The sequence below is a fragment of the Pedobacter sp. AW31-3R genome, from assembly GCF_052180285.1.
In the GTDB taxonomy this organism is placed as follows: Bacteria; Bacteroidota; Bacteroidia; order Sphingobacteriales; family Sphingobacteriaceae; genus Pedobacter.
Genome location: NZ_CP197475.1, coordinates 3,752,926 through 3,772,617, shown reverse-complemented (window position 1 = coordinate 3,772,617; position 19,692 = coordinate 3,752,926). Strand labels below are relative to the sequence as shown.

The 19,692-nt window shown below is 39.1% G+C and carries 15 protein-coding genes; 3 read left to right on the top strand and 12 right to left on the bottom strand.

Going from position 1 to position 19,692, the window contains the following annotated elements:
* The 6 genes from ACSBL2_RS15560 to ACSBL2_RS15535 form a co-directional block, all read right to left on the bottom strand.
* Positions 1-2,370 (bottom strand): AIPR family protein, encoded by a 2,370-nt coding sequence (locus ACSBL2_RS15560; RefSeq protein WP_442587461.1) that lies wholly within the window; start codon positions 2,368-2,370, stop codon positions 1-3.
* A complete protein-coding gene (locus ACSBL2_RS15555; protein WP_442587460.1) occupies positions 2,360-3,337 on the bottom strand; it encodes a PD-(D/E)XK motif protein in 978 nt (325 codons plus the stop codon). Before ACSBL2_RS15555 ends, ACSBL2_RS15560 begins: the two co-directional genes overlap by 11 nt.
* Complete coding sequence (locus tag ACSBL2_RS15550; RefSeq protein ID WP_442587459.1) at positions 3,334-6,204, bottom strand: Z1 domain-containing protein; 2,871 nt, start codon at positions 6,202-6,204, stop codon at positions 3,334-3,336. The genes ACSBL2_RS15555 and ACSBL2_RS15550 overlap by 4 nt, the downstream gene beginning before the upstream one ends.
* A complete protein-coding gene (locus ACSBL2_RS15545; RefSeq protein WP_442587458.1) occupies positions 6,201-7,670 on the bottom strand; it encodes an ATP-binding protein in 1,470 nt (489 codons plus the stop codon). Before ACSBL2_RS15545 ends, ACSBL2_RS15550 begins: the two co-directional genes overlap by 4 nt.
* A gap of 49 nt (positions 7,671-7,719) precedes the next feature.
* A complete protein-coding gene (locus ACSBL2_RS15540) occupies positions 7,720-8,997 on the bottom strand; it encodes a DNA cytosine methyltransferase (protein WP_442587457.1) in 1,278 nt (425 codons plus the stop codon).
* Positions 8,998-9,588: 591 nt separating this feature from the next.
* Positions 9,589-10,017 carry a helix-turn-helix domain-containing protein gene (locus ACSBL2_RS15535; protein WP_442587456.1) on the bottom strand — a complete coding sequence of 143 codons (429 nt, stop codon included), beginning with the start codon at positions 10,015-10,017 and terminating at the stop codon, positions 9,589-9,591.
* Between the two features lie 309 nt (positions 10,018-10,326).
* On the opposite strand from ACSBL2_RS15535, the gene ACSBL2_RS15530 reads away from it, so the two are divergent.
* On the top strand, positions 10,327-11,001 hold the full coding sequence (locus ACSBL2_RS15530; protein WP_442587455.1) for a helix-turn-helix domain-containing protein: 675 nt from the start codon (positions 10,327-10,329) through the stop codon (positions 10,999-11,001).
* Between the two features lie 97 nt (positions 11,002-11,098).
* Entirely contained in the window at positions 11,099-11,980 is an 882-nt protein-coding gene (locus ACSBL2_RS15525; RefSeq protein ID WP_442587454.1) for a HEPN domain-containing protein, read from the top strand.
* Positions 11,981-12,074: 94 nt separating this feature from the next.
* Here the strand turns inward: ACSBL2_RS15525 and ACSBL2_RS15520 are convergent, their stop codons facing one another.
* From ACSBL2_RS15520 to ACSBL2_RS15500, 5 genes are all read right to left on the bottom strand, one after another.
* Positions 12,075-12,623 carry a cupin domain-containing protein gene (locus ACSBL2_RS15520; protein WP_442587453.1) on the bottom strand — a complete coding sequence of 183 codons (549 nt, stop codon included), beginning with the start codon at positions 12,621-12,623 and terminating at the stop codon, positions 12,075-12,077.
* 11 nt (positions 12,624-12,634) lie between these two features.
* A complete protein-coding gene (locus ACSBL2_RS15515; protein ID WP_442587452.1) occupies positions 12,635-13,600 on the bottom strand; it encodes a cytochrome-c peroxidase in 966 nt (321 codons plus the stop codon).
* Between the two features lie 11 nt (positions 13,601-13,611).
* Complete coding sequence (locus tag ACSBL2_RS15510; protein WP_442587451.1) at positions 13,612-14,001, bottom strand: hypothetical protein; 390 nt, start codon at positions 13,999-14,001, stop codon at positions 13,612-13,614.
* A gap of 32 nt (positions 14,002-14,033) precedes the next feature.
* Complete coding sequence (locus ACSBL2_RS15505) at positions 14,034-14,510, bottom strand: hypothetical protein (protein ID WP_442587450.1); 477 nt, start codon at positions 14,508-14,510, stop codon at positions 14,034-14,036.
* Positions 14,511-14,613: 103 nt separating this feature from the next.
* A complete protein-coding gene (locus ACSBL2_RS15500; RefSeq protein WP_442587449.1) occupies positions 14,614-17,532 on the bottom strand; it encodes an ATP-binding protein in 2,919 nt (972 codons plus the stop codon).
* Positions 17,533-17,922: 390 nt separating this feature from the next.
* On the opposite strand from ACSBL2_RS15500, the gene ACSBL2_RS15495 reads away from it, so the two are divergent.
* Positions 17,923-18,912: an MBL fold metallo-hydrolase gene (locus ACSBL2_RS15495; protein WP_442587448.1), complete on the top strand. Its 990-nt coding sequence runs from the start codon at positions 17,923-17,925 to the stop codon at positions 18,910-18,912.
* 299 nt (positions 18,913-19,211) lie between these two features.
* On the opposite strand, the gene ACSBL2_RS15490 is transcribed toward ACSBL2_RS15495, so the two are convergent.
* The gene (locus ACSBL2_RS15490) at positions 19,212-19,493 is read right to left on the bottom strand and encodes a DUF3892 domain-containing protein (RefSeq protein ID WP_442587447.1); all 282 of its coding nucleotides are present in this window, start codon (positions 19,491-19,493) and stop codon (positions 19,212-19,214) included.
* Between the last annotated feature and the right edge of the window lie 199 nt (positions 19,494-19,692).

The following is a 19,692-nucleotide window of genomic DNA, read 5'->3' as shown; positions in this document are numbered from 1 at the left end:
TTAGTATTTTATATTGAATCTTTTTAGCTTAATCAAAGAATCGTTCGCTTTTAATAGTGATGCTTCCTTAACCTTATCTTTTGATAGTATAGCGCGCTGGACGGATTTGAGATTGCTGATTTCTAATGTATCAAAGATATGTGTTTGTTCACTCAGCGCTATAAGTTTACTCCAATCTTCTTTTTTAAGCATATTTATTCTATCATAAATAGCCTTTAAATCTACTGTCTCTAATTCTGGTAATGCAGATAGCTGTTTAATGCTATCAACATCAAGTAAATTCTTTTCAATCATTTCTAACACGATTTTCCCAGTCCTTAGAGCAGAATGGTCCAGGTTTTTCTGATCCCTAATTATTTTTATAAGATCCCAAACATGAAACTCAAGCTCCTGTAATTGTCCTGTGTTTCTTATATGCAATTTCAATCCGTCCCAAAATTTTAAGCCAAGCGATGTGATTTTAGAGACCATGATGATCTCGTTTTCCACATCTACATTTTCATTTTCCTGCTGCCTTGCCAATGCTTCTTCAGGAGAAATTATATATTTTCCAATAGGAAATTTGTCTAAAGAATAATTTTGTGATTTCAATAGGATCCAACTAGATTCTTTCTTCGCATATTCAGAAAAAAGGGTTCCTGATGCTGCGTTAGTCATGTAATTATGTACAAATAGAAGTAATTCCTTGAAAATGTACTCGAGATCTTTCTCTAATTTCTGGTCTTCATATATCTTCCATAGATCTAAAGTATTGCCGGTAATATGGTGGAAGTAGGAAATTGTATAAGCTAAGATGAAAGATTTTATATTGGTATCTCCGATGGCATCTACATTTTTACGCCCATACATTTTGTCTACACTACGGTAAATGATAGCGTTCGAAATTAATATTTTATAAAAATTCTCACCGGGCAGCTTATTCTTTGAGACGAGGACGCTGATTTTTTTATTGAATAAAGGGAAGTTTTTAACAGGTCCCAGTGAAACCAAGTAGGGCTCAAGTTCCCAAAGTGTAATCAGTTTCGTTACTTCTGCTTTATTGTACTTGTTGGTCAGAGGATTTTTTTCTTTAAATATTTTCAGTGAATTTCCTTTCTGTCTGCTTAGAAACTCCCTATACTGACCATTTACACGTTCAAAAAACCATAATATTTGTTGATTGCTATTGCCTGGCAAGCTTACATATTTCCGTCTCGATAATTCCTCGATTTTGACAAAATAAGGATTGTTGGAGGAAAGATCAAGTGCTGAAATCTTATTTTGGCTATTTGCAAAATTCGCTATAAATGGTACTTCTATATTTTTATCTACGGCATCCTTTATCACCGTTAGTTTCATCTGTACAAAAATCTGATTGAGATCTACATCCTTATGTAATTTCTCTGTATGATACAATGATGCTGTTGTTTGCCCTCCATTCACAATTTGGAAATCATTTAGTTTGGTGATATATAAAGAAGAATCCAATTTTTGAGTTTCAACAAACTCTGCTGTTGCTGAAAGTCCATTGTTATATGGCAGAAACATATGTGGTTTCTTTTTAATAGTATCGCGTATTCCACTATTGTATTTACCATTCTGTCCCAAAAATGCCCTGACGTTACTTTCAAGTAATTTGCTTGAATATTCTGCGTATAACTTGGATAATAGGCTGCCGGGAAGAATGGCAAGATAACATTCGTATAAATCATTTATTGCGGGTACTTTCAAGCATTGGATGCCATGAGATCCGTCAGGCATGAAGTCAATTACATTGATTTCAATTGCTTCACGTTCTGTAGAAGAAACACTAAGACGAAAGAACCTTTGTATATCCCATACATGTAAATATACTCCTAAATCTTGGAATCCTTTGATCACAATCTTGTCAGCCTTTTGATAAGAACTTCCATTTATGAGATAATAAATATTAATTCTATCAAAACTATGTCCCTGACGATAGATTAGTTTAACAAGTTCGGCAATAGTATTAGATGGCTCCAGATAATCGATATGTCCCTTCAATGCACCATTTAAAAATCTTTTTAACTGATTTAGGCCCTTTGTAAAAACATCTTTGGTGATTGTGTAATCGTAATCCTGTTGATATTGGGTTATAAACAGATCGAGCGTTTCGTAGTAGGTCTTTTTAGATTCATCCTTGTAGCTATCACGTAGTGCATATCCATTGATTTTCCAGTCTTTCCCTTGATCCCCAGGATATATGTAAGACTGAGCTACCGGACCCTCAGTTTCTCCTGCATTTTCCAGAATCTCGAGGCAGTACTCAGTAAATTTGTCTTCAAAAATTGCCCCATCGCCTTCAGTGTACACCATTGAAGAGACATCAGCCTTAAAGTTTTCGAGAAATTGCTTAAAATCAATATCCATTTAGAAGTTCAGTTATTGTACTTGAATTTATTTTCTGTTCTTCACAAGCTGATAATTCAATACTGTAAGATACACTATAAATACCAGTTGCCAGATCACTCCCTGTCAATCTTGGAAAATCCCCATCAATGTGGTATTTCATGAACTCTTTCAAATGGTACTGTTGTTCGTAATATTCATTATCATCCTCCAGATATCCAACAATCCTGATTCGATCATTGAAAATCTGAAATATGTCAGGATTGCTGTTTAAACTTATTCGTATTTCAGCAATTAAATCTATAATGCTCAGACCATTTTTTTTGACTTCTTCTACTACAAATAGAAATAAATAAAGCTTGTCCAAACTACCAGTTTCCAATTGGAGCTCGCTCGTAATTTTAAGAGCAGGATGTTTAGATGATGTAAGTTTGACCTCAATTCCGGCATCACCAAATATAAAATCTTTATCTCCACCTAGTGGGCCGGTCCAGGCTTCCATTAAAAGTTGAGCAGGATAGCCTTCATTTAAAAGATTCTTTAATAAAAATAATTCTCCAAAAAAACCTTTTTGCTGTTCTGATGTCATTGCAGCAGTATTAGCCTTATCAAATAATCTCTTCCATCTGGAGGTTACTTTAGAGACACTATTTAGAATATCATCGTTTGTAAGGCATTGTGTTAACTCTAGAATAATATCTTCTATAAATGCACTGAAAATATCAACCAGAGCATTATCAAATAATATGATTGTTAGTTCTTTGTGGTCATCAAATTCCAATATCTCTATCGCAAGGCCACGGAATTTAGCTTTCTTTAGTAAGTTGTCTGGTGTTTGCTTGTCAAGATTGATGATGAAAAGCCGTTTTCCTGTAAACTGATTAGTTGCAATAAAGACCTTAAAAGCCTCAATAGAATCAATGGGCGTTTTAATATATTTCTCACTTAAAGTAGCTTGTTCGTCCCAAATTTCTCTAATTGATATCATATTACCTCCCCATCTTTGTCATCATCATCGTCTTGCGCATAATCACTGTCAGAAATAGCTGTCGCAGTATAGGATACTTTTTCTTCATGCTGTATCTTTGGGAAGTGAATACTAAATCCTACAAACGGCATAGACTCATCTGCATTCACAGTTCCTCTCGGATCTAACAGGTAAATAAGAATGAGACCGCTTCCCTCAGTTTGTCTGCGTTCCTTTATCTCATTATTATTCTTCAGCTCTTTATCATCTAAATCGACCTTTCTGTCACTAATATCATCAATTTGATTTTTTGATATCAGATAGTGCTCTGTTAATGTCCGTGGTGATTGATTTCTTACAACTGCTCCAATGTTGATTTTCTCGCTATTCTCAAAGAAGGGATAAAGAATTAAATCATGCAAAGGCGTCCTATCGGGTTTTTTGGCACCAGTTGTATTGATGAAAACTTGTTTGTCACTGTTTGACCTGAATACTACATTCCATCTTTTAATATTCCTGTTCGCTTCCTGTTTCTTTATATATTCAGATAATGTAGCATTCTTAATTGAAGGCTGGTTAATCTGATAGCTATCTAGAAAACTGCAGAGATAGTTCGTATTTACATCCCGGTAAATAAGATGACTTATTTCTCCATCCATGCGTTTAATCAAATTTTGATCTGACGGGTGACCAAGAGATCGAAGTAACTGTTTATATGCGTTGAAGTTATTTGTAATCACTTTCTGTGATCGGGAAAGTTGATAGGTTTGTGGATTTTGTCCCGAAAATGAGATAGAAATATTTTCTGCCCAAAATAATTTAGTTGCGGCAGTTATGGTCAATAGCCCCTGATGATTTTGTACTTTTAGCATGTAATCTCTCGGAGTAACATCAGGTAGGGAAGCAAGTTCGTCAAAATCTCCTCTCATATTCTCCGTTGCCATGGCTATATGATTAAACCATTGACTTAGCGTATCTGTTGTATACAACCTGATCAAATCTGCATATCCCGGACGATAGCCGAACCAGCGCCCCATTTGCATAAGTGTATCATACATCTTTGAAGCCCTTAAATAGTAACTCACAGATAGCCCTTCGAGAGTAATGCCCCTCGCAAGTCTGCTCCCGCCAACAGCAATTACAGAAAGCCCGATTCCATTGTACTCATCGTAATCAATTTCCTTTATATTCTTGTATTCAAGATTTGAATTACTTTTGGTACCGTGGACAGCTCGAACTTCAATTTTGCTTACTGCACTTTTTAATTCCTTTCTAACATCTGCCCAGGCATGCTCTCTGATCCGAATATCGGTATACTTTAAATTTTCCTTTACTTCCGTTGTAGTTGGTACAAAGTCGTTATCAAAAAGTCTCTTAAGCTCATCAAGAAATATACCATCATTCCCTAAAATATAATCTTTATACTTTCTCAGTTCTTCATTGACCAGAAGAGCTATTCTGTCTATCCATCTGACATATAGCATGACATGAATTAGCATTGAATTATGTTTTTTATCATGCCCTCTAAGTCTGCGAATAGCACAGGTAAGCAAAAAGGCTTTAATAGCTTCTTTAATACTTTCCGGAAGGTTGTCAGGCAGCTCATCATCCTTTTTTGGACTTTTATAAATAATGTCGCCATTCTCGTCGATATCAGTAGCAATTACAAATGGCGTTTGGGTCAAATCCACATGACGTATAATATCAAGTGGGGTTTTACTTGATTCCGCAGATTCGTAGCCAAAGATAGCCGATGCACCAAGATAGTTCTTTGGAGCCTGTATGTTTAGAATAAAGTCTTTAGGAAAAAGATCTTCTCCGACCTTATAGATCTTCCCTTTTACATTCGCCTCAAGGTCCGAACTCCATTCCTTTGGGATAAAAAGGTTAGCGTATGGGGTAGCTGTGTAACCAATAAAGGTATTCTTATCAAAAAGATTGAGTAGCGTTCTTATTAACTTATTGATTGCCTTAGCCTCTTCAAGTGCATCAGCTTTCGTAATCTTTTTTTTACTAACTGTGTTTACAGATGCCGAATCTGCTTCATCATCAATGATAAGTGTTGGTACGTCCAGCAACTTATACTCCCCATTTACAATTTCTGTTTTCTGATTTGCAGCTAACCAGTCTATGAGGTTTTCGAGGATACTTTTATTTTTTTTTATTACAAGGACGACAGGATTTTTACCAATAGGAATGCCTTTTCGAGTCGCAGCTTTCTGCTCGAAATCACCATCAGGAATAATGGATGATGAGGTTAATTGATATATCTGATCGTCTGTCTTAATTTCCCCCACTCCAATTACCTTCCCGGTTGAGCTGTTTACACCTGCAAATCCTTCATCGACTCTTTGCTGGGTTTGTCTTCTCAAAGAATTCATTGTTCCAGCTATGATTATAATTAATTTATATCCGGCGTCTGTAGCTTTATTAATCAATCCAACATAGTTGGAGGTTTTGCCTGATTGAACGTGACCAACAACCATTCCTCTTCTGTCCCAAGATCCTTCTTGTTTTGGATTAACGCATTTATCAAGAATTCTGTCCGTAAAATCATCAAGGTCATTTATAGGAAATGATGGGTCCTTTTCATCCATATAAAGCTTGTATCGGCTCCATAATTTAAACGAAATACCCGACTTTGCATCATTTAACCACGGTTTCACCTGATCTGAAATTTCAGTGATTTCTCCACTTCCATTACTCAAATCTGCAGTAAGAATTTCGAATAACTGATCTTTATCGATGCTTTCTAAAATCCCTATTGCTGCAACCTTATCAACTATTTGATACAGCACTTCAGGAGAAATATTCTGGTTGCCTTTACTTTTCTCAAATTGTATAAATTGGTGAGCGAATCCTCGTGCAGAATCTAATATTGTGTTCATCGTAGATAATCGTTAATTAAAGGAAATTGATTAAAAGGCATTGAATTCATAATTTGCTGAGCTGCCAGTTCTTTTGGAACTCCCATTTCTATATTCATAGAATAAAGTTCAACTGCAAGATCAATGAGGGAATCTGCTGGTATATCTGCAATTTTTTCTATTTCGTGCTGAGAAGGATCTTCATTCTGGTTATATAAAATAAGTTCTACGGGTATATTCTCTTCGATGAGTTTGAGAGCTTTACTAAATAAATGGTTCCCACTTTTATCGAGATCAAGAACCCTTTTTATTAAAGTATGTTTTTTATTTATCTTATACTTTTTGACATTTTCTCTATTAACTTCTTCATACCAAAGTGTCTGTATAGAATGAGGCTCATTATTTACTCCAAAACTCTTTTGTCCCCGCCAGTTATAAATTTGGGCCGATTTAAGGCATGCTAATTTAGCAATTCGCTTAAGGTCCTTTCTTATTTCAAATGGTGGACTGGCAGTGGATTTTTTTATATCCAGGTGCCAGTCAAAATCACTTGTATTTGTGAAGTTGATACTTATTCGGACGAGTTTTGAATACTCTCGTTGTTTCTCCAGTCCCAGCCAATCTCCAGCTACTAATAATCTGTCACCCCTATAGATGTAAAATCCCTGTTGCTGGTACCAACCCAAAGGACCGCCTGATTTCTCATAGTCCAGATGCGAAATTCGCGACATGTGAGGGAGAATATAATACACAACCTCTACCTTTCCATTTAGGATTTCTGGTAAACCCATTTCTGGCTTTGGATTAAGGTCCAATAAAAATGGGTTCCATGGTTCTACTTCCGAATCATTTATAATTATCTGTACTTTTTTATTTTCTATAAATTTATGGAATACTAAAGCAATATGGTCTCTTACAATTTTTAATTCATGGTAAAAAGCAGACTTTACAGCTTCATTTGAAGTATCGGAGTTTCCCACAATCCGATCGAGCTTTTCCCAAATAATAACTGAGCCGCTATTAAGAGTGTTAATTTTGTGAGTTAGCTCCGGATTTGATATAAAATTAAGCAAAGTCCAAGCTTCCACCTCGTTTACAAAATCGATATCCCAGCATCGGTTGTGCAACACACCATCCTGCTTAGTTGAAACAGTGAGTCTCTTGCACTGAGAGAAAGATGCTGTTTTAAGGCCCATTCCAAATCTCCCAAGATCACCTTCATGTCTGAAATCGTCAGGATCCTTACTGCCTGGTGTCATTGCAGCTATCAGTCCGCCAAGATTCATGCCTATACCATTATCCGATATTGATATGTAGGAATCTTTTCCCTGCCAGATGAAATCTATGTAGATCTCACTTGCTTTTGCGGAAATACTATTATCAATAATGTCAGAAATAGCAGTGGACAAGGTATATCCAAAACTACGATATGAATTTATTGTCGATTTAGGATTCGGCTTGGCCTCTTCAGCTATATATTGCTTCATTAATAAATAATCAAAATAATCGTATTAACTAATACAATGATAATAATATTTAATCGAAAAGCTCTAATAATAACTGATAAGACGTAATAGTTTCTAACAAACAGTTTGCAATATTCTCTGCCATTAAAGGTGGAACTGCATTCCCAATTTGCTTAAATGCCGCAGTTCTATTTGCACCTTCTTTTACTCCTTCAAAATAGAAGTCATCAGGGAAGCTTTGTAGCCTGGCTGCCTCTCTAACACTGATTGATCTATTTTGATTTATATCAGGGTGTATGTAATAGTGTCCGTCCTTAGAAATATGTGCAACTATTGTATGGCACGAGCTCAAATTAGCGGCAACAACTTTAAACCGGTCCATAAAAGAACTTCGATTCTGGTGAGTTTTTAAACGATCAGGCAAATCATTATAGCTTAAGCGCTGGTTAGTTGTATTCCACTTCTCAACTGCAATTCTATAAATTTCTTTATCCTGTTCTGTATGAGGTCTGGAAATATGTTGGGTTAGCACACCATTTTCAGGCCTAATTTGTGATGCTATAAGATAATCATTTGTATTTTCAATATAGGATCCACCTTTATCTATTCCATTTCCTGAGTTAAGGGCAGGAAGATCTTCAAAAATTTCTTCGACGATTCCATTTACACCACCATCAAAGTTTTCAAGATCTGGAAGGTTAATGTTCAAACCTCTTTTCCACCCAATTATCACCAGACGACGACGTTTCTGCAGAACACCAAATTGCTCTGCCTTAGCCAGCGAGATTTTGATCTCGTAACCTTTCTTAGCGAAAAGTTTTTGCATATGTGCCAAATAAGCTCCACCACCAGCAGAACGGAGACCCAGAACATTTTCGAAAACAAACATTTTTGGATTGTACCTCTCAAGGTATTTTCCGTACTGCACATATAGAAAATTTCTAGGATCACTTTGCATATTGTTTTCAGAACGGGCACGACCCACAAGAGAGTATGCCTGACAGGGGGGGCCGCCAATTATGAGATCTACCTCTTGCCCCTGCAAAGCAGCATCAATTTTAGTGAATATTTCCTGATTTTTATCCTCACTTATCGCACTGTGAATTACGGAATCAAGTAACCGTTTTGGTATATGATTATAGAGATTATTTCTATCAATTGTGCCGTTGAGATATGAATTGTAAACACCCATTAAACCATTATTCTTTAGGTAATGGAACGCTGTTCTGGTCCTAAGTGTATAACAAGCAGCAGCATCCATCTCTACGTGAGCAACCGGATCAAACCCTGCTCTAATGAAGCCTTCTGAAAGGCCTCCAGCCCCAGCAAATAAGTCAATAAAATTCATCTATCTTTAACCAAATCTAATAGTAAAGTAAGCAAAAAATAATTGTATTTGAATAGCTCTTGGCAATATTTATTAATTGCGTGAACCATAAAATATTTTTTGTTTACATGCAGTACAATTCATTTGAGACTTTAATATTAGCACTAGTGTACTGGCAATGAGGGGATGTAAATAACATTTTGATTGGTTTATTTAGAGGAAATTGAGCACAATTTGTAATCAAAATTAAGCTATATGAACCGATTCTCATCAATCTGTCTTAGCATTATCTCTCGACCTTCCTGTTCAGTCATTATATTGCCCAATTCCTTCAAAGATTGTACGTCATTGTAGATTCCATTTGGATCGTTCCACGACAACCATCCGATAATGTCTTTCCGTGATAAAGTATTAATTATTGATTCTGCACAATGACGAGGCATTGAAGTAAAGTCTGGGTGATGGCTGTTTAATATGTTTGCAAAACTCATAATTACATAATTTCTTGAATCTTTTAATATAAAATTTTACTTTTTAAACCAATATAATTAGGCGCCTGTTTTGTTAGGCTCCAATCCGGAGCCTAACATTTCATTTATATCAGAGTATGAATTAACCTTTAATATTTTTAAGGAGTTCAACCTTTTCCTTTTCACTTTGTAGCAATCGTTCTAACAGAATTACTTTCTCATCATATAGCGCAACAATCTTGTCTAAAGGGTTGAATGTAGGCTGGTAATTTACAGTGCTAGCAATAATTGTTGAATCATCAGTACTATTATTATTAAAGGTCGTGGATATTATAGTAAAGACAGCCTCTTCATTAAAATTCTTAATCCCTTCTACAGAAATACCTAAAGCGGTTGCAATCTTCTCCAATAAGGTATCTTCTACATTACCAGTCTGCTCAATTCTAGACATCGCCTGCTGAGTCAAACCCACGTCAATCGCCAAGGCCTCCTGTTTGATGCCGCGAATTTCCCTCAATCTACTTATCTTTCTCCCGATGTGCACGTTAATTGGTTTAGCTGTTGTTTCCATATGTAAATATAAATAAATATTCAGACAGTAAAAATATTTTTATCAATGAGAACTAATATATTTCCTAACATCAAATATTGCTGAAATCAGTCTGCTTCGAACGTATTACAAATAAAGCTTTATCTCTGCATTACCTCTAAAATCAGCGTTACAAACATACGTGTCTGTTTTCTAAAATCACATAAAAAATGGCCTCCGTTTTTTACGCAGCATTATTTCAAATACACAATGGTTTACGTACGAGACGCAGCAAATTATGCTTGCAAAATACAGCGGCATCAGATATTTGGATTCATAAATTCATAGGTAATGGAAACAACAATCAACAATGCCGGCCTGATTAAGGTAAAGGCACAATTATTCAAAAGTTACATTGATAACATTTGCAACATCCAGTCAACACGTATTTTATTAGGGTATACGCAGCAGGAGCTATCCTTCTTACTGGGCAAGCCGCAAAACTATGTTTCAGACATAGAAACATTTACTCCCGGCAAAGAATATACAGTTACTGATATATTCAGGATGTCGCAAATCTTCAAATGTGATCCCAAATATCTCTTAGGAGAAAATTTCAAGTCGGACAGTAAAGTAGAGGTGGGCGTTTACCAATATCTTCCGGATGAAGATACGCAATGTACGGAGGCCTATCTGTTCATGGGCGATAAAAACAGGGTATTGTATACCTTCATGGAAGACATCAGTTATAAAACCATGTCTGATGAGTTAAGGAAATCATTGATAAATGCCGTCATCAGCTATTCGGAAAGCTATTCCTTTAATGGAGGTGCAGAGGCCTGTGGTATTTTTCTGTACAGCAGGAATCTGTTGAAAAATAAAATGAGACCACAGGATTTACAGCTTGTTCTGAACTTGCTTGTTCGAATTCCCGGGGATTATAAACTGAAGACAATTATTCATGACGGAAGAGTGAAGTATGTCAGGATTCAACCTCAGATAAAAGAATGTGAAATTGATAACTAAAAGATTAACGGTGAAGCCATCATAGGCACACTGATTACAGGTGTGTTTTGCAGGTGTTTATGATGGCTTCATCAATACCAATTAAAAATAACAAGAGATGAAAACAATAGACGATACTACCCGGGGTAACCAAATTTTGAATGAATCGATGGAGAAGCTAATTGACAGATATAGTCCGGACCGGATTATCTGTTTTGGCAGGCGCGTAATGAGCAGCCTATACAAAGGTGTTTTCATGCCCGGTTGCAAAATTAAGCAGTACCATTATTTTTTATTGATGGTGGTAGACGAGGAGGGTAACATTGCCCATGAAGTACAGGAATATATGGATAGCAGTTTTATGGACGGAAAGATTACGATTTTGGTATATCATAAAGAAGCAGTTGCCAGCTTTCTGCAAAAAGGGAGCTTTTTTTTCTGTAAAACGATGGAGGAAGGACAATTGCTATATTCCAAACGCGGATTGGTTATCAATGATGTGATTCCATTGGATTCCAGCAGCAAAAGTGATCAGCAACTTCATGCGATGAAAAGGTTTATGTACCGTTATCCAATGGCTGAGGCTTTCCAGGACAGCGCTATTGAATGTTATCAGGAGGAAAAATACGGAGCCTCAGTATTCCTGTTTCATCAGGCGATTGAACATTCCTGTAAGGCCTTGCTGAATGTTTATCTGGATCTTAGACCGGATATTCATCATTTAGGCTGGCTGATTGATTTGACGGTATGTTTCGTTGATGAACTCAATGCCATTTTTCCAAGGGAAACGGAGGAGGAGAGGAGACTTTTTTCCGTTTTGCAGAACAGCTATTTTCAGATGCGTTATGATGATGAATTCGAAGTGTCTAAGCTTGATGCCACGCAGGTGTATAATCAAGCCAATGAATTTATGTATGTAGTGAAGAACCTTTGCAGGTTGAAAATGCCTGTCTTGAAACTGGAGGAGGAATTGTCAGAGGAAGAGGAAACGGGTGATTAAGCCGTTGTTTATTGGATTAAGGGTGGCAATTGTTGTAATATTGCCCCTTAATTAGATTAATGGGTTGTTATCATAATAATGACAGATAAACTAATTAATCAACATGAATTGGAGGGCCAACAATAGTGGGATCATTTTCCCATGATTTGGGGAAATGCCCTGATGCGACTGTTGCAAAATCTACTTCCATTTGTTTGTCGCCGGGTTGATGAATGGAGATCAGCATACCAGGATTATTTGCAATCGGATTCGCAAAGGTATGATGGGTACCTCTCGGTATAAAAACGGCATCCCCGGCTTTGGCTCTGAATATTTCGGTGCCTATTTGAATCAAAAACTCACCTGAAGAAACGAACAGGATTTCATCCTGATGTGTATGGAGGTGCAATGGTGGCCCGCCTTTATCAGCCAGTGATTTTGCGGTGGTGGTTCCCATGAGCATTCCGGAATGTGTGTCTTCGCAGGATATAACGCATCTTAACAGATCGTTTCCCATTTTTTTCTGCTCGCCTTGGAACCGGCTTTCGTCGGCCCGGATAAGAAAGGGTTTTTGGGTCTTTGCTGTTTTTAACCAGCTGAATTTAGCCAGGGTTGCGGCAGGAATAGCGAGCAATATTGACAGCATAAAATGTCTTCTTTTCATATTTGTTGAATTTATTTGGCTTTCTTCAATTTCTTTTGGAAACGTTTGTCAGTCAGCGCAATCATGAAGTTTTCAAGGTCAGTTTTTTCCTGTTCTGTGAGGTTTAGGGGGCTGGACAGTAAGCTATCACGCCCGATGGCATGCGGTACTATTTTGTCTGGGTCATTGTAATAATCAATCACCTGGCGCAAGGTTTTAAACATACCATTATGCATGTAGGGAGCTGTAATGGCCACATTGCGTAGCGCACTGATCTTGAATTTACCGATGTCGCTAATTTTTTTTGTAATTGCCGCCCGGCCGCTGTCTCTCAGCATTTTGCCGTCGTACAGTCCGATAGACCGGAATTCTACATTATTAAAATCTGCCCCAAAATGGCATTGCACACAATTGGCTTTTTTACCGTTAAATAGCGCATAACCACGTTTGGCTGATGCGCTGACCGCCATTTCGTTGTCATTGAGCAGCCAGTCATCCAATGGCGAGTCGCTGGTTTCCAGTGTGCGCTCGAACTCTGCAAGTGCTTTCGCCAGGTTTTGGGCATTGGGAGCTTCGTGAAAGATATTTTGAAAAATCGCTGAATAAGTCCGGCTATTGTTGAGTCGCCAAACGGCGGTTTTTATAGGAAGATCCATTTCGAGCTTATTTTCAATAGGCATCAATGCCTGTTCTTCCAGCGTGTTGGCACGCCCGTCCCAAAAGAACGCTACCTGTAATTTCATATTCATGGCAGAGGGTGTATTGCGCAGCCCTATTTGATGACGTACACCCAAGCTTAGGGCGGAGGTGTCGGCAAATGCGAATTCTTCTTTATGGCAGGATGCGCAACTGATCTTTTTGGTTTTCGATAAGATGGGATCGAAAAAGAGCTTGCGCCCCAATTCAGCCGGTGTTTTTGGTTCGCTGCTGATGAAGGCATTTTGCGATAAAAACAGCACAATGCCTGCCAAGCCTGCAAGGTGATATAGCTTTTTCATTGCCCTGGCATTTACCGTTTTGTGTTTACTCTTTTAAAAGTGAATCCGTCTGAACCCTCACGGCGGGCACGGCAGGTATCCTGGACGACATGAAGCGTTAACGAATCCATCTGGCCGTGGTACTGGACCTTGTAAGTTCCATAGTAATCATTATTGCACAGCGGATCGGCTACATGAAGTGTATCGTGTTTCATCTGATACGTACCACTGACGAATATTTTCTTGTCAAGGAAACCATCATAGTTCCCGTTATTGCGAAACACGACCAGAAAGGAGTAGGGTTGCCCCTGATAAACACCTTTATACTCCCAGCGGCCAAGGATAGGGTTGGGTTCATCGATAAGCTTAAACGCGGTTGACAGCAGCAAAGTGAGCAGACTTATTAAAATTACTTTTTTCATGGCAGAGATTTTTGAGGGTAAAATTTATGCGGTTACTTTTTAAAGTCTTTTTTATATTCTATACGGTAAGCTATGAAGGTATCATTGCTTATGTTTTTTATGGAATGTGGTGCTTCCCGGTCAACCATTTGTCCTTTGTTTAAAGTTTCCGGAGGAAATCCTTTGACTTCAACACTGTCTTTTTTAATCAGTTGGTTGTTGCTGTCCGTGTCATAGGTGTAGTACATAAAGTGGGCGCTTTGCGTAAACCACATGGTACTTTTGTATTGATGGGTATGTACGGGCTCTTCATTCCCGGGCGGACAAATCACTTGTAAAATTCTTACATTACTGTCTTCATAAACAATTTTATGATTTTTCGGTGCGGTTACGACTGCATCAAGTTTGACAGACCAGGGCCACTTTTGGATTTTTGAGGCCGGTTTGTTTTGATTATCCTTAGTTTGTGCTGTTGCGCTTAGGATAAATGAGCAGGTTAAGCAAGCAAGTATAAAAATTTTGGTGTTCATCGTTTTGGGGTATTAATTGGAATGAATTATACCACAAAGTACGTTTGCCAGTTTTGAAATGAGCTTTGGAAAAGTTGCAAATACCTCTGAATATGTTGCAGGCCTAATGTTTTTCAGCCTCGCTGGGTGCAAAACCGAAATGTCTGGAAAAACTGGTAGAAAAATTATTAGGATTACTGAAGCCTACCCTATAAGCGATTTCGGCAACAGTCCCGGCCTTTTGCTTGAGTAAATCAAAAGCGCGCTGCAAGCGTACGGAGCGGATCAGTTCACCTGGCCCTTGCCCGGTTAGTGCCTTTAGTTTGCGGTGAAGTTGGGTACGGCTTAAACCGATATCATCACCTAACTGATCGACACTATACTGCTCATCGTCCAGGTGTGCCTCAACCGATTTTTTTATTTTTTCCAGGAACATTTTTTCCATAGAAGGCATGATACTGCTGTCAGCCACCCAGATGTTACTTTGTTTGTACTTCTCCTGTAGCTGGCGGCGAATGCTGATGAGATTGGCTATAGTGGCGAGCAGTTCGCGTTGATCGAAAGGTTTATTCAAATACGCATCAGCCTGGGTTTCCAACCCCGCGATCCGGCTCTCGGTGTCGGCCTTCGCGGTGAGCATGATTACAGGGATATGGCTGGTGTTTTCATTGCTTTTAAATCCGGCACATACCTGGTAACCATTCATCAGCGGCATCATCAGGTCGGTAATCACGAGGTCGGGTATGCGTGCTAAACCCAGCGCAAGTCCTTCTTCGCCGTTGGCTGCGTCTATTACCTGATAATTGCCGTTTAATACTGTCATGATAAACCGACGCAGTTCAAGGTTATCTTCAATTACTAAAACCAGCGGTTGTTCATCATTTGCAGCTGTGGTAGTGTTCATGACAACAGCCGGAATGGAGGGCAAGGGATTTGTTTCCTGCTGCGGCTGTTCTGGGTATGGAGCAGCGACCTTTTGCATGGGTAAACTGACCTTCACTGTGGTGCCTTTACCAGGGATACTGTGTACTGCCAACTGCCCACCCATTAATTCGGTTATTTCTTTGGTGATAGCCAGCCCAATACCGGTTCCTTCCTGTACCCGTGTGTCGGAGGCATCTACCTGGTAAAAACGGTCGAAAATGTAGGGGATCTTGTTGGCAGGGATGCCAATTCCTGTATCAATCACCAGCAGATCGAACATTGCTCCGCTGTCTTTCAGCTCTACTTTTACCTCACCACCGGGTTTGCTGAATTTGATTGCGTTGGACAGCAGGTTATAAAGGATGTCTTCCAGTTTCGCCGGGTCGAGGGATAGCCAGATGGTGTCCCATGCTGCTTCAAAACTGAGTGTGATTGTCTTCTGGTCTGCCAAAGACTGGAAGAGTAATACATTGCGCCGGGTAAGTACTATTAATTCTGCCGAAGTGTTGTTCAGTTCCATTTTCCCGGCTTCCAGTTTGCTCAGGTCTAGTAATTGGTTGATCAGTTTCAGCAAACGGTCGGCATTACTGCTGATTGTTTCTGCATCGGCTTTGGTTTGGGGATTGTTCTCTCTTAATAGGATCTGTTTTGCGGGGCCGAGGATCAGCGTTAATGGTGTGCGGAATTCATGGGTCAGATTGATGAAGAAACGTGATTTGACCTGATCGAGTTCCCGCAACTGATCGGCTTGTTGCTGCACCTGGGCTGTTCGCTCAATGACTGTTTTTTCCAATTTTTCTGCCTGGTTTGTGATCAGTTCCAGTTTCTCGGCTTCCTGTGCCAGTGCCCTGGTGGAAAGGTCTTCTACTTCTGTTAGCCTGAGCGAGAGGTCCTGGTTGGTGCGTGCAAAATCCAGCGCGAGGTAAATGGAAAAAAGTAAGGGGAAAGTTAGCAGACCAATACTCATGACGAGACAGCGTTCTGCATGGCTTTTCCAAAGGTGGAATACATCGGCTCCAACAAAAAAGTATAATAGTATGATCAGCATCATCCCTAGACCGATCAGCCAAATGTTGGGCTGACCCCGGCGGACTGCGCCCATTAATGTCCATAGCCCATCCAGCAAAATGACAAGGAACAGCAGGTTGAAGCCGTCGTTGGGATTGGTTTCCGCAAAAATCACTTTCTTAATCAGGTACACCAGTGTAAATACAACTGCTGCGATGGCCTTCCAGCGTGGAATGGCCGTGCCACCAACCGCGTAGAGCAAATGCCACGCAGAGATAGTTCCGAGGACCCCGCAGATCCAGAAGATCCGCTGCCACCACCATTGCATGATCGGATCTGTAGAGATGGAGTCACCGCTGATAGCAAGGTTGGTGCCCGCAAAAAGCACAGAAAAGATGACATAGTATAGGTTAAGCTTTTGCTTAGGATAAAAAAGAAATAAAAATAAATGCAGTAGGGCAAGGGATAACTGCGCTGCGGAACAAATTCTCATGTCCCTGAACAAATCGAAGTTGTGGCGGGCGTGCTGGCGAAGCCGTTCATAGTCGCCGATCCAGGTTTGAAACCCTACAAAATCGGGGAAAATGTGGCCATAGTTGGCATACCGGATGGCGATGAGGTGCGGTTGGGTATCATTAAGTTCTATAGGTACTACCTCGAACGGTGCACGGGTTATTTGTGTTTCGGCTTTGGATCGGCCCACCTTTCCAAAACCACCGCGGTATTTCCCGTCGATGTAGATTTCTGAAGCGCCGTCATGATTGATGCGTAAGCCCAATAGTCTTTGTGTTAACGCGGTGTCTACCTGTATCCAAAGCCGGAACCAACCAATGCCTTGCCATTCTTTCAGTTCCTTGCCTTCACCAAAATTGGTAACCACCCTGGGCCAGTGTGTATCAGCAAGTGTCGGCTGGGCAGAGGCAGCACGATCGCCATTTTGAAAAGCCCATTTTTGTTTGACCAGGGAATATTCGATTTTATTTCCTGAAAGTGTATCGGATGTGAGTGGAATGATTTGTGATTGACCGGAGACTTTGTTGCAAAAAAACAGGCTCATGAGCAATGAGTAGAAGCAGATCTGTAGGAAAGAAACGTTCCGGATTTTTTGCATATAACTAAGATAAGTGTTTCTTTTCAAGCCTGCCAATGATCCGCATGTTTTATATCGGTCTCTTTTTGAATCGTTGAGGTATGTGTAGCATTGGTGATGAGCCAGTTAAAAGACATTATTTTTTCGGGATCAGCGTCGAATTTAGCTTTCATAGCGGTAATACCCGCTTTGCAAAGAGCTTGCATAGGAACCAGCAATATTTGCTTAATAGATTTGAAGAGTGGGGTCACTTACCAGGACTTACACTTATGGGGTGCTTTGGTCAAGCTTTCCTCAGTAAAATAGATAGTTTTTATTGCCGATTTTAAATTATTATGCGTTCTTAATCGTCTTATCTAATAGGTCCTGTTCATTGGGATTAAATACGGTATAAATTATTTTAAAGATTACATGGGCAAAAGACCTTCGCATAACCCGGACCTTTCTTTTATAAAGGAAGGTTGGACGGGAAATCCGGTTTCAGAAAAAGAGTGTTATGAAAATTTGGACGGTACGTCTGTCAGAAGTATAAAAGAAGTATGGAAATGGATAGGAGGCGAGCGGCCGCTGACAAAGTTGAAAAAAAATCAGCAGTCTGTTTTATCATTTACGCCTACCACAAACATAGGTGACAAAACTATTGATTGTCTTATTCCTATCGGTCATGCCGGTTTTGTAATTGATGCCGATGGTGTGAGAATTGTAATTGATCCGATACTACACAGCAGTCCTTTTTTGAAAAGATTTACTCCAATTCCTTTTAGTCCTTCTGAGTTGAGGGGTGTGGACTATTTGTTGCTTTCACATAACCACAGGGATCATATTGATAAAAAATCGATTCAATTGCTTACCGAACTCAATCCCGGCTGTAAGATTTTAACAGGCCTGGAAACAGGAAGGTTGTTGAAAAGCTGGGGCATTAAAAATGAGATAGAAGAGGCAGGTTGGTTTCAGCGTTTTCAGACAACTGAGGAAGTTATCATTGATTATCTGCCGGCTAAACATTGGTCCAGAAGGTGGTTAACTGATACCAATATTAACCTTTGGGGAAGTTTTATGATCCAGTTTACAAAATTGAAAAAGACCATATATTTTGGTGCCGATAGTGGTTATGGTTTACATTTTGGATTAATAGGGGAGTTGTACACGATTGACCTGGCAATTCTGGGAATTGGCGCTTATGAACCCCAATGGTTTATGCACACCGGGCATACAGGGCCGAAAGATGCCTTGAAGGCATTCGCAGATCTAAAAGCTAAAACCTTAATGCCAATGCATTACGGCACTTTTGATTTGAGTGATGAACCTGTTTATTACCCTGAAAATGTTTTGAGGGAATTGAACACAGATAATGCTATACCTATTCTTTGGATGAAGATTGGGCAAAGGATGAAGATGTGAATTAAGGTTTGTATGGCTTTGGTTTAATTTGCTCCTGCAACCCTTTTTCCATAGCTCTCTTAATTGATTGTTCGTTAGTGTATAAGTGATGGTTATACCCAATTTATGTATTGATGAATAATCGATTTAAGTTTCTCTATCTTGAAATATTATATAAATATAACGTAGGCTAAGTTACAATGAACATCAAAATAATCAATAGGAATAATCAAAAATGGAATTTTTTTTGTTTATCTGGATGGACTGGTTTTCGATTCGTTTAATAAATTACTGCCCAGGCTATTCTGGGCAGTAATTTGTTATGGGCACTCAGGTAAACTCAATAAATTATCTGGTGTGTCTCTATCCGCTTCTGTTTTCAGATACTTAACACCATTTCTTGAGGCTACTACCACATTTCTAACATGACCGCCAACAGAAGTATAAAATGAATATTTCTTATCTTCTATGTTCTTGATTGCTTCCGCTTGTCTCTGTTTCCATCGTGAGCCATTTTGTACACCGCCAACGTGGGTGATTCTCTCGTAAGCATTTGTACGATCGCTTTTGTTTATGCAAGAAATTTGCAATTCAATTGCCATTTTTAAATGTATTATATTTTTCGCCTTGTGCGAATCCACGGATTCTTTAAAAATCTATTGCATATAGATTGACTTCAATTTTCATCCATTAATTGCCGTTGTGGTGCAAATTAAGTAGCCTAAGGATGTTATTTATACGGTTTCCCCTATGCTGAAATTAATCATCCATTGGAGAATGTCTTTTTGTAGGACTGTAGAT

What these genes read in the sequence shown, in the direction of transcription:
- ACSBL2_RS15555 (WP_442587460.1), bottom strand. Translation starts at nt 3,337, where the DNA reads ATGATATCAATTAGAGAAATTTGGGACGAACAAGCTACTTTAAGTGAG.
- ACSBL2_RS15530 (WP_442587455.1), top strand. Translation starts at nt 10,327, where the DNA reads ATGGAAACAACAATCAACAATGCCGGCCTGATTAAGGTAAAGGCACAA.
- ACSBL2_RS15500 (WP_442587449.1), bottom strand. Translation starts at nt 17,532, where the DNA reads ATGCAAAAAATCCGGAACGTTTCTTTCCTACAGATCTGCTTCTACTCA.
- ACSBL2_RS15495 (WP_442587448.1), top strand. Translation starts at nt 17,923, where the DNA reads ATGGGCAAAAGACCTTCGCATAACCCGGACCTTTCTTTTATAAAGGAA.
- ACSBL2_RS15505 (WP_442587450.1), bottom strand. Translation starts at nt 14,510, where the DNA reads ATGAACACCAAAATTTTTATACTTGCTTGCTTAACCTGCTCATTTATC.
- ACSBL2_RS15525 (WP_442587454.1), top strand. Translation starts at nt 11,099, where the DNA reads ATGAAAACAATAGACGATACTACCCGGGGTAACCAAATTTTGAATGAA.
- ACSBL2_RS15515 (WP_442587452.1), bottom strand. Translation starts at nt 13,600, where the DNA reads ATGAAAAAGCTATATCACCTTGCAGGCTTGGCAGGCATTGTGCTGTTT.
- ACSBL2_RS15545 (WP_442587458.1), bottom strand. Translation starts at nt 7,670, where the DNA reads ATGAAGCAATATATAGCTGAAGAGGCCAAGCCGAATCCTAAATCGACA.
- ACSBL2_RS15520 (WP_442587453.1), bottom strand. Translation starts at nt 12,623, where the DNA reads ATGAAAAGAAGACATTTTATGCTGTCAATATTGCTCGCTATTCCTGCC.
- ACSBL2_RS15490 (WP_442587447.1), bottom strand. Translation starts at nt 19,493, where the DNA reads ATGGCAATTGAATTGCAAATTTCTTGCATAAACAAAAGCGATCGTACA.
- ACSBL2_RS15560 (WP_442587461.1), bottom strand. Translation starts at nt 2,370, where the DNA reads ATGGATATTGATTTTAAGCAATTTCTCGAAAACTTTAAGGCTGATGTC.
- ACSBL2_RS15540 (WP_442587457.1), bottom strand. Translation starts at nt 8,997, where the DNA reads ATGAATTTTATTGACTTATTTGCTGGGGCTGGAGGCCTTTCAGAAGGC.
- ACSBL2_RS15510 (WP_442587451.1), bottom strand. Translation starts at nt 14,001, where the DNA reads ATGAAAAAAGTAATTTTAATAAGTCTGCTCACTTTGCTGCTGTCAACC.
- ACSBL2_RS15535 (WP_442587456.1), bottom strand. Translation starts at nt 10,017, where the DNA reads ATGGAAACAACAGCTAAACCAATTAACGTGCACATCGGGAGAAAGATA.
- ACSBL2_RS15550 (WP_442587459.1), bottom strand. Translation starts at nt 6,204, where the DNA reads ATGAACACAATATTAGATTCTGCACGAGGATTCGCTCACCAATTTATA.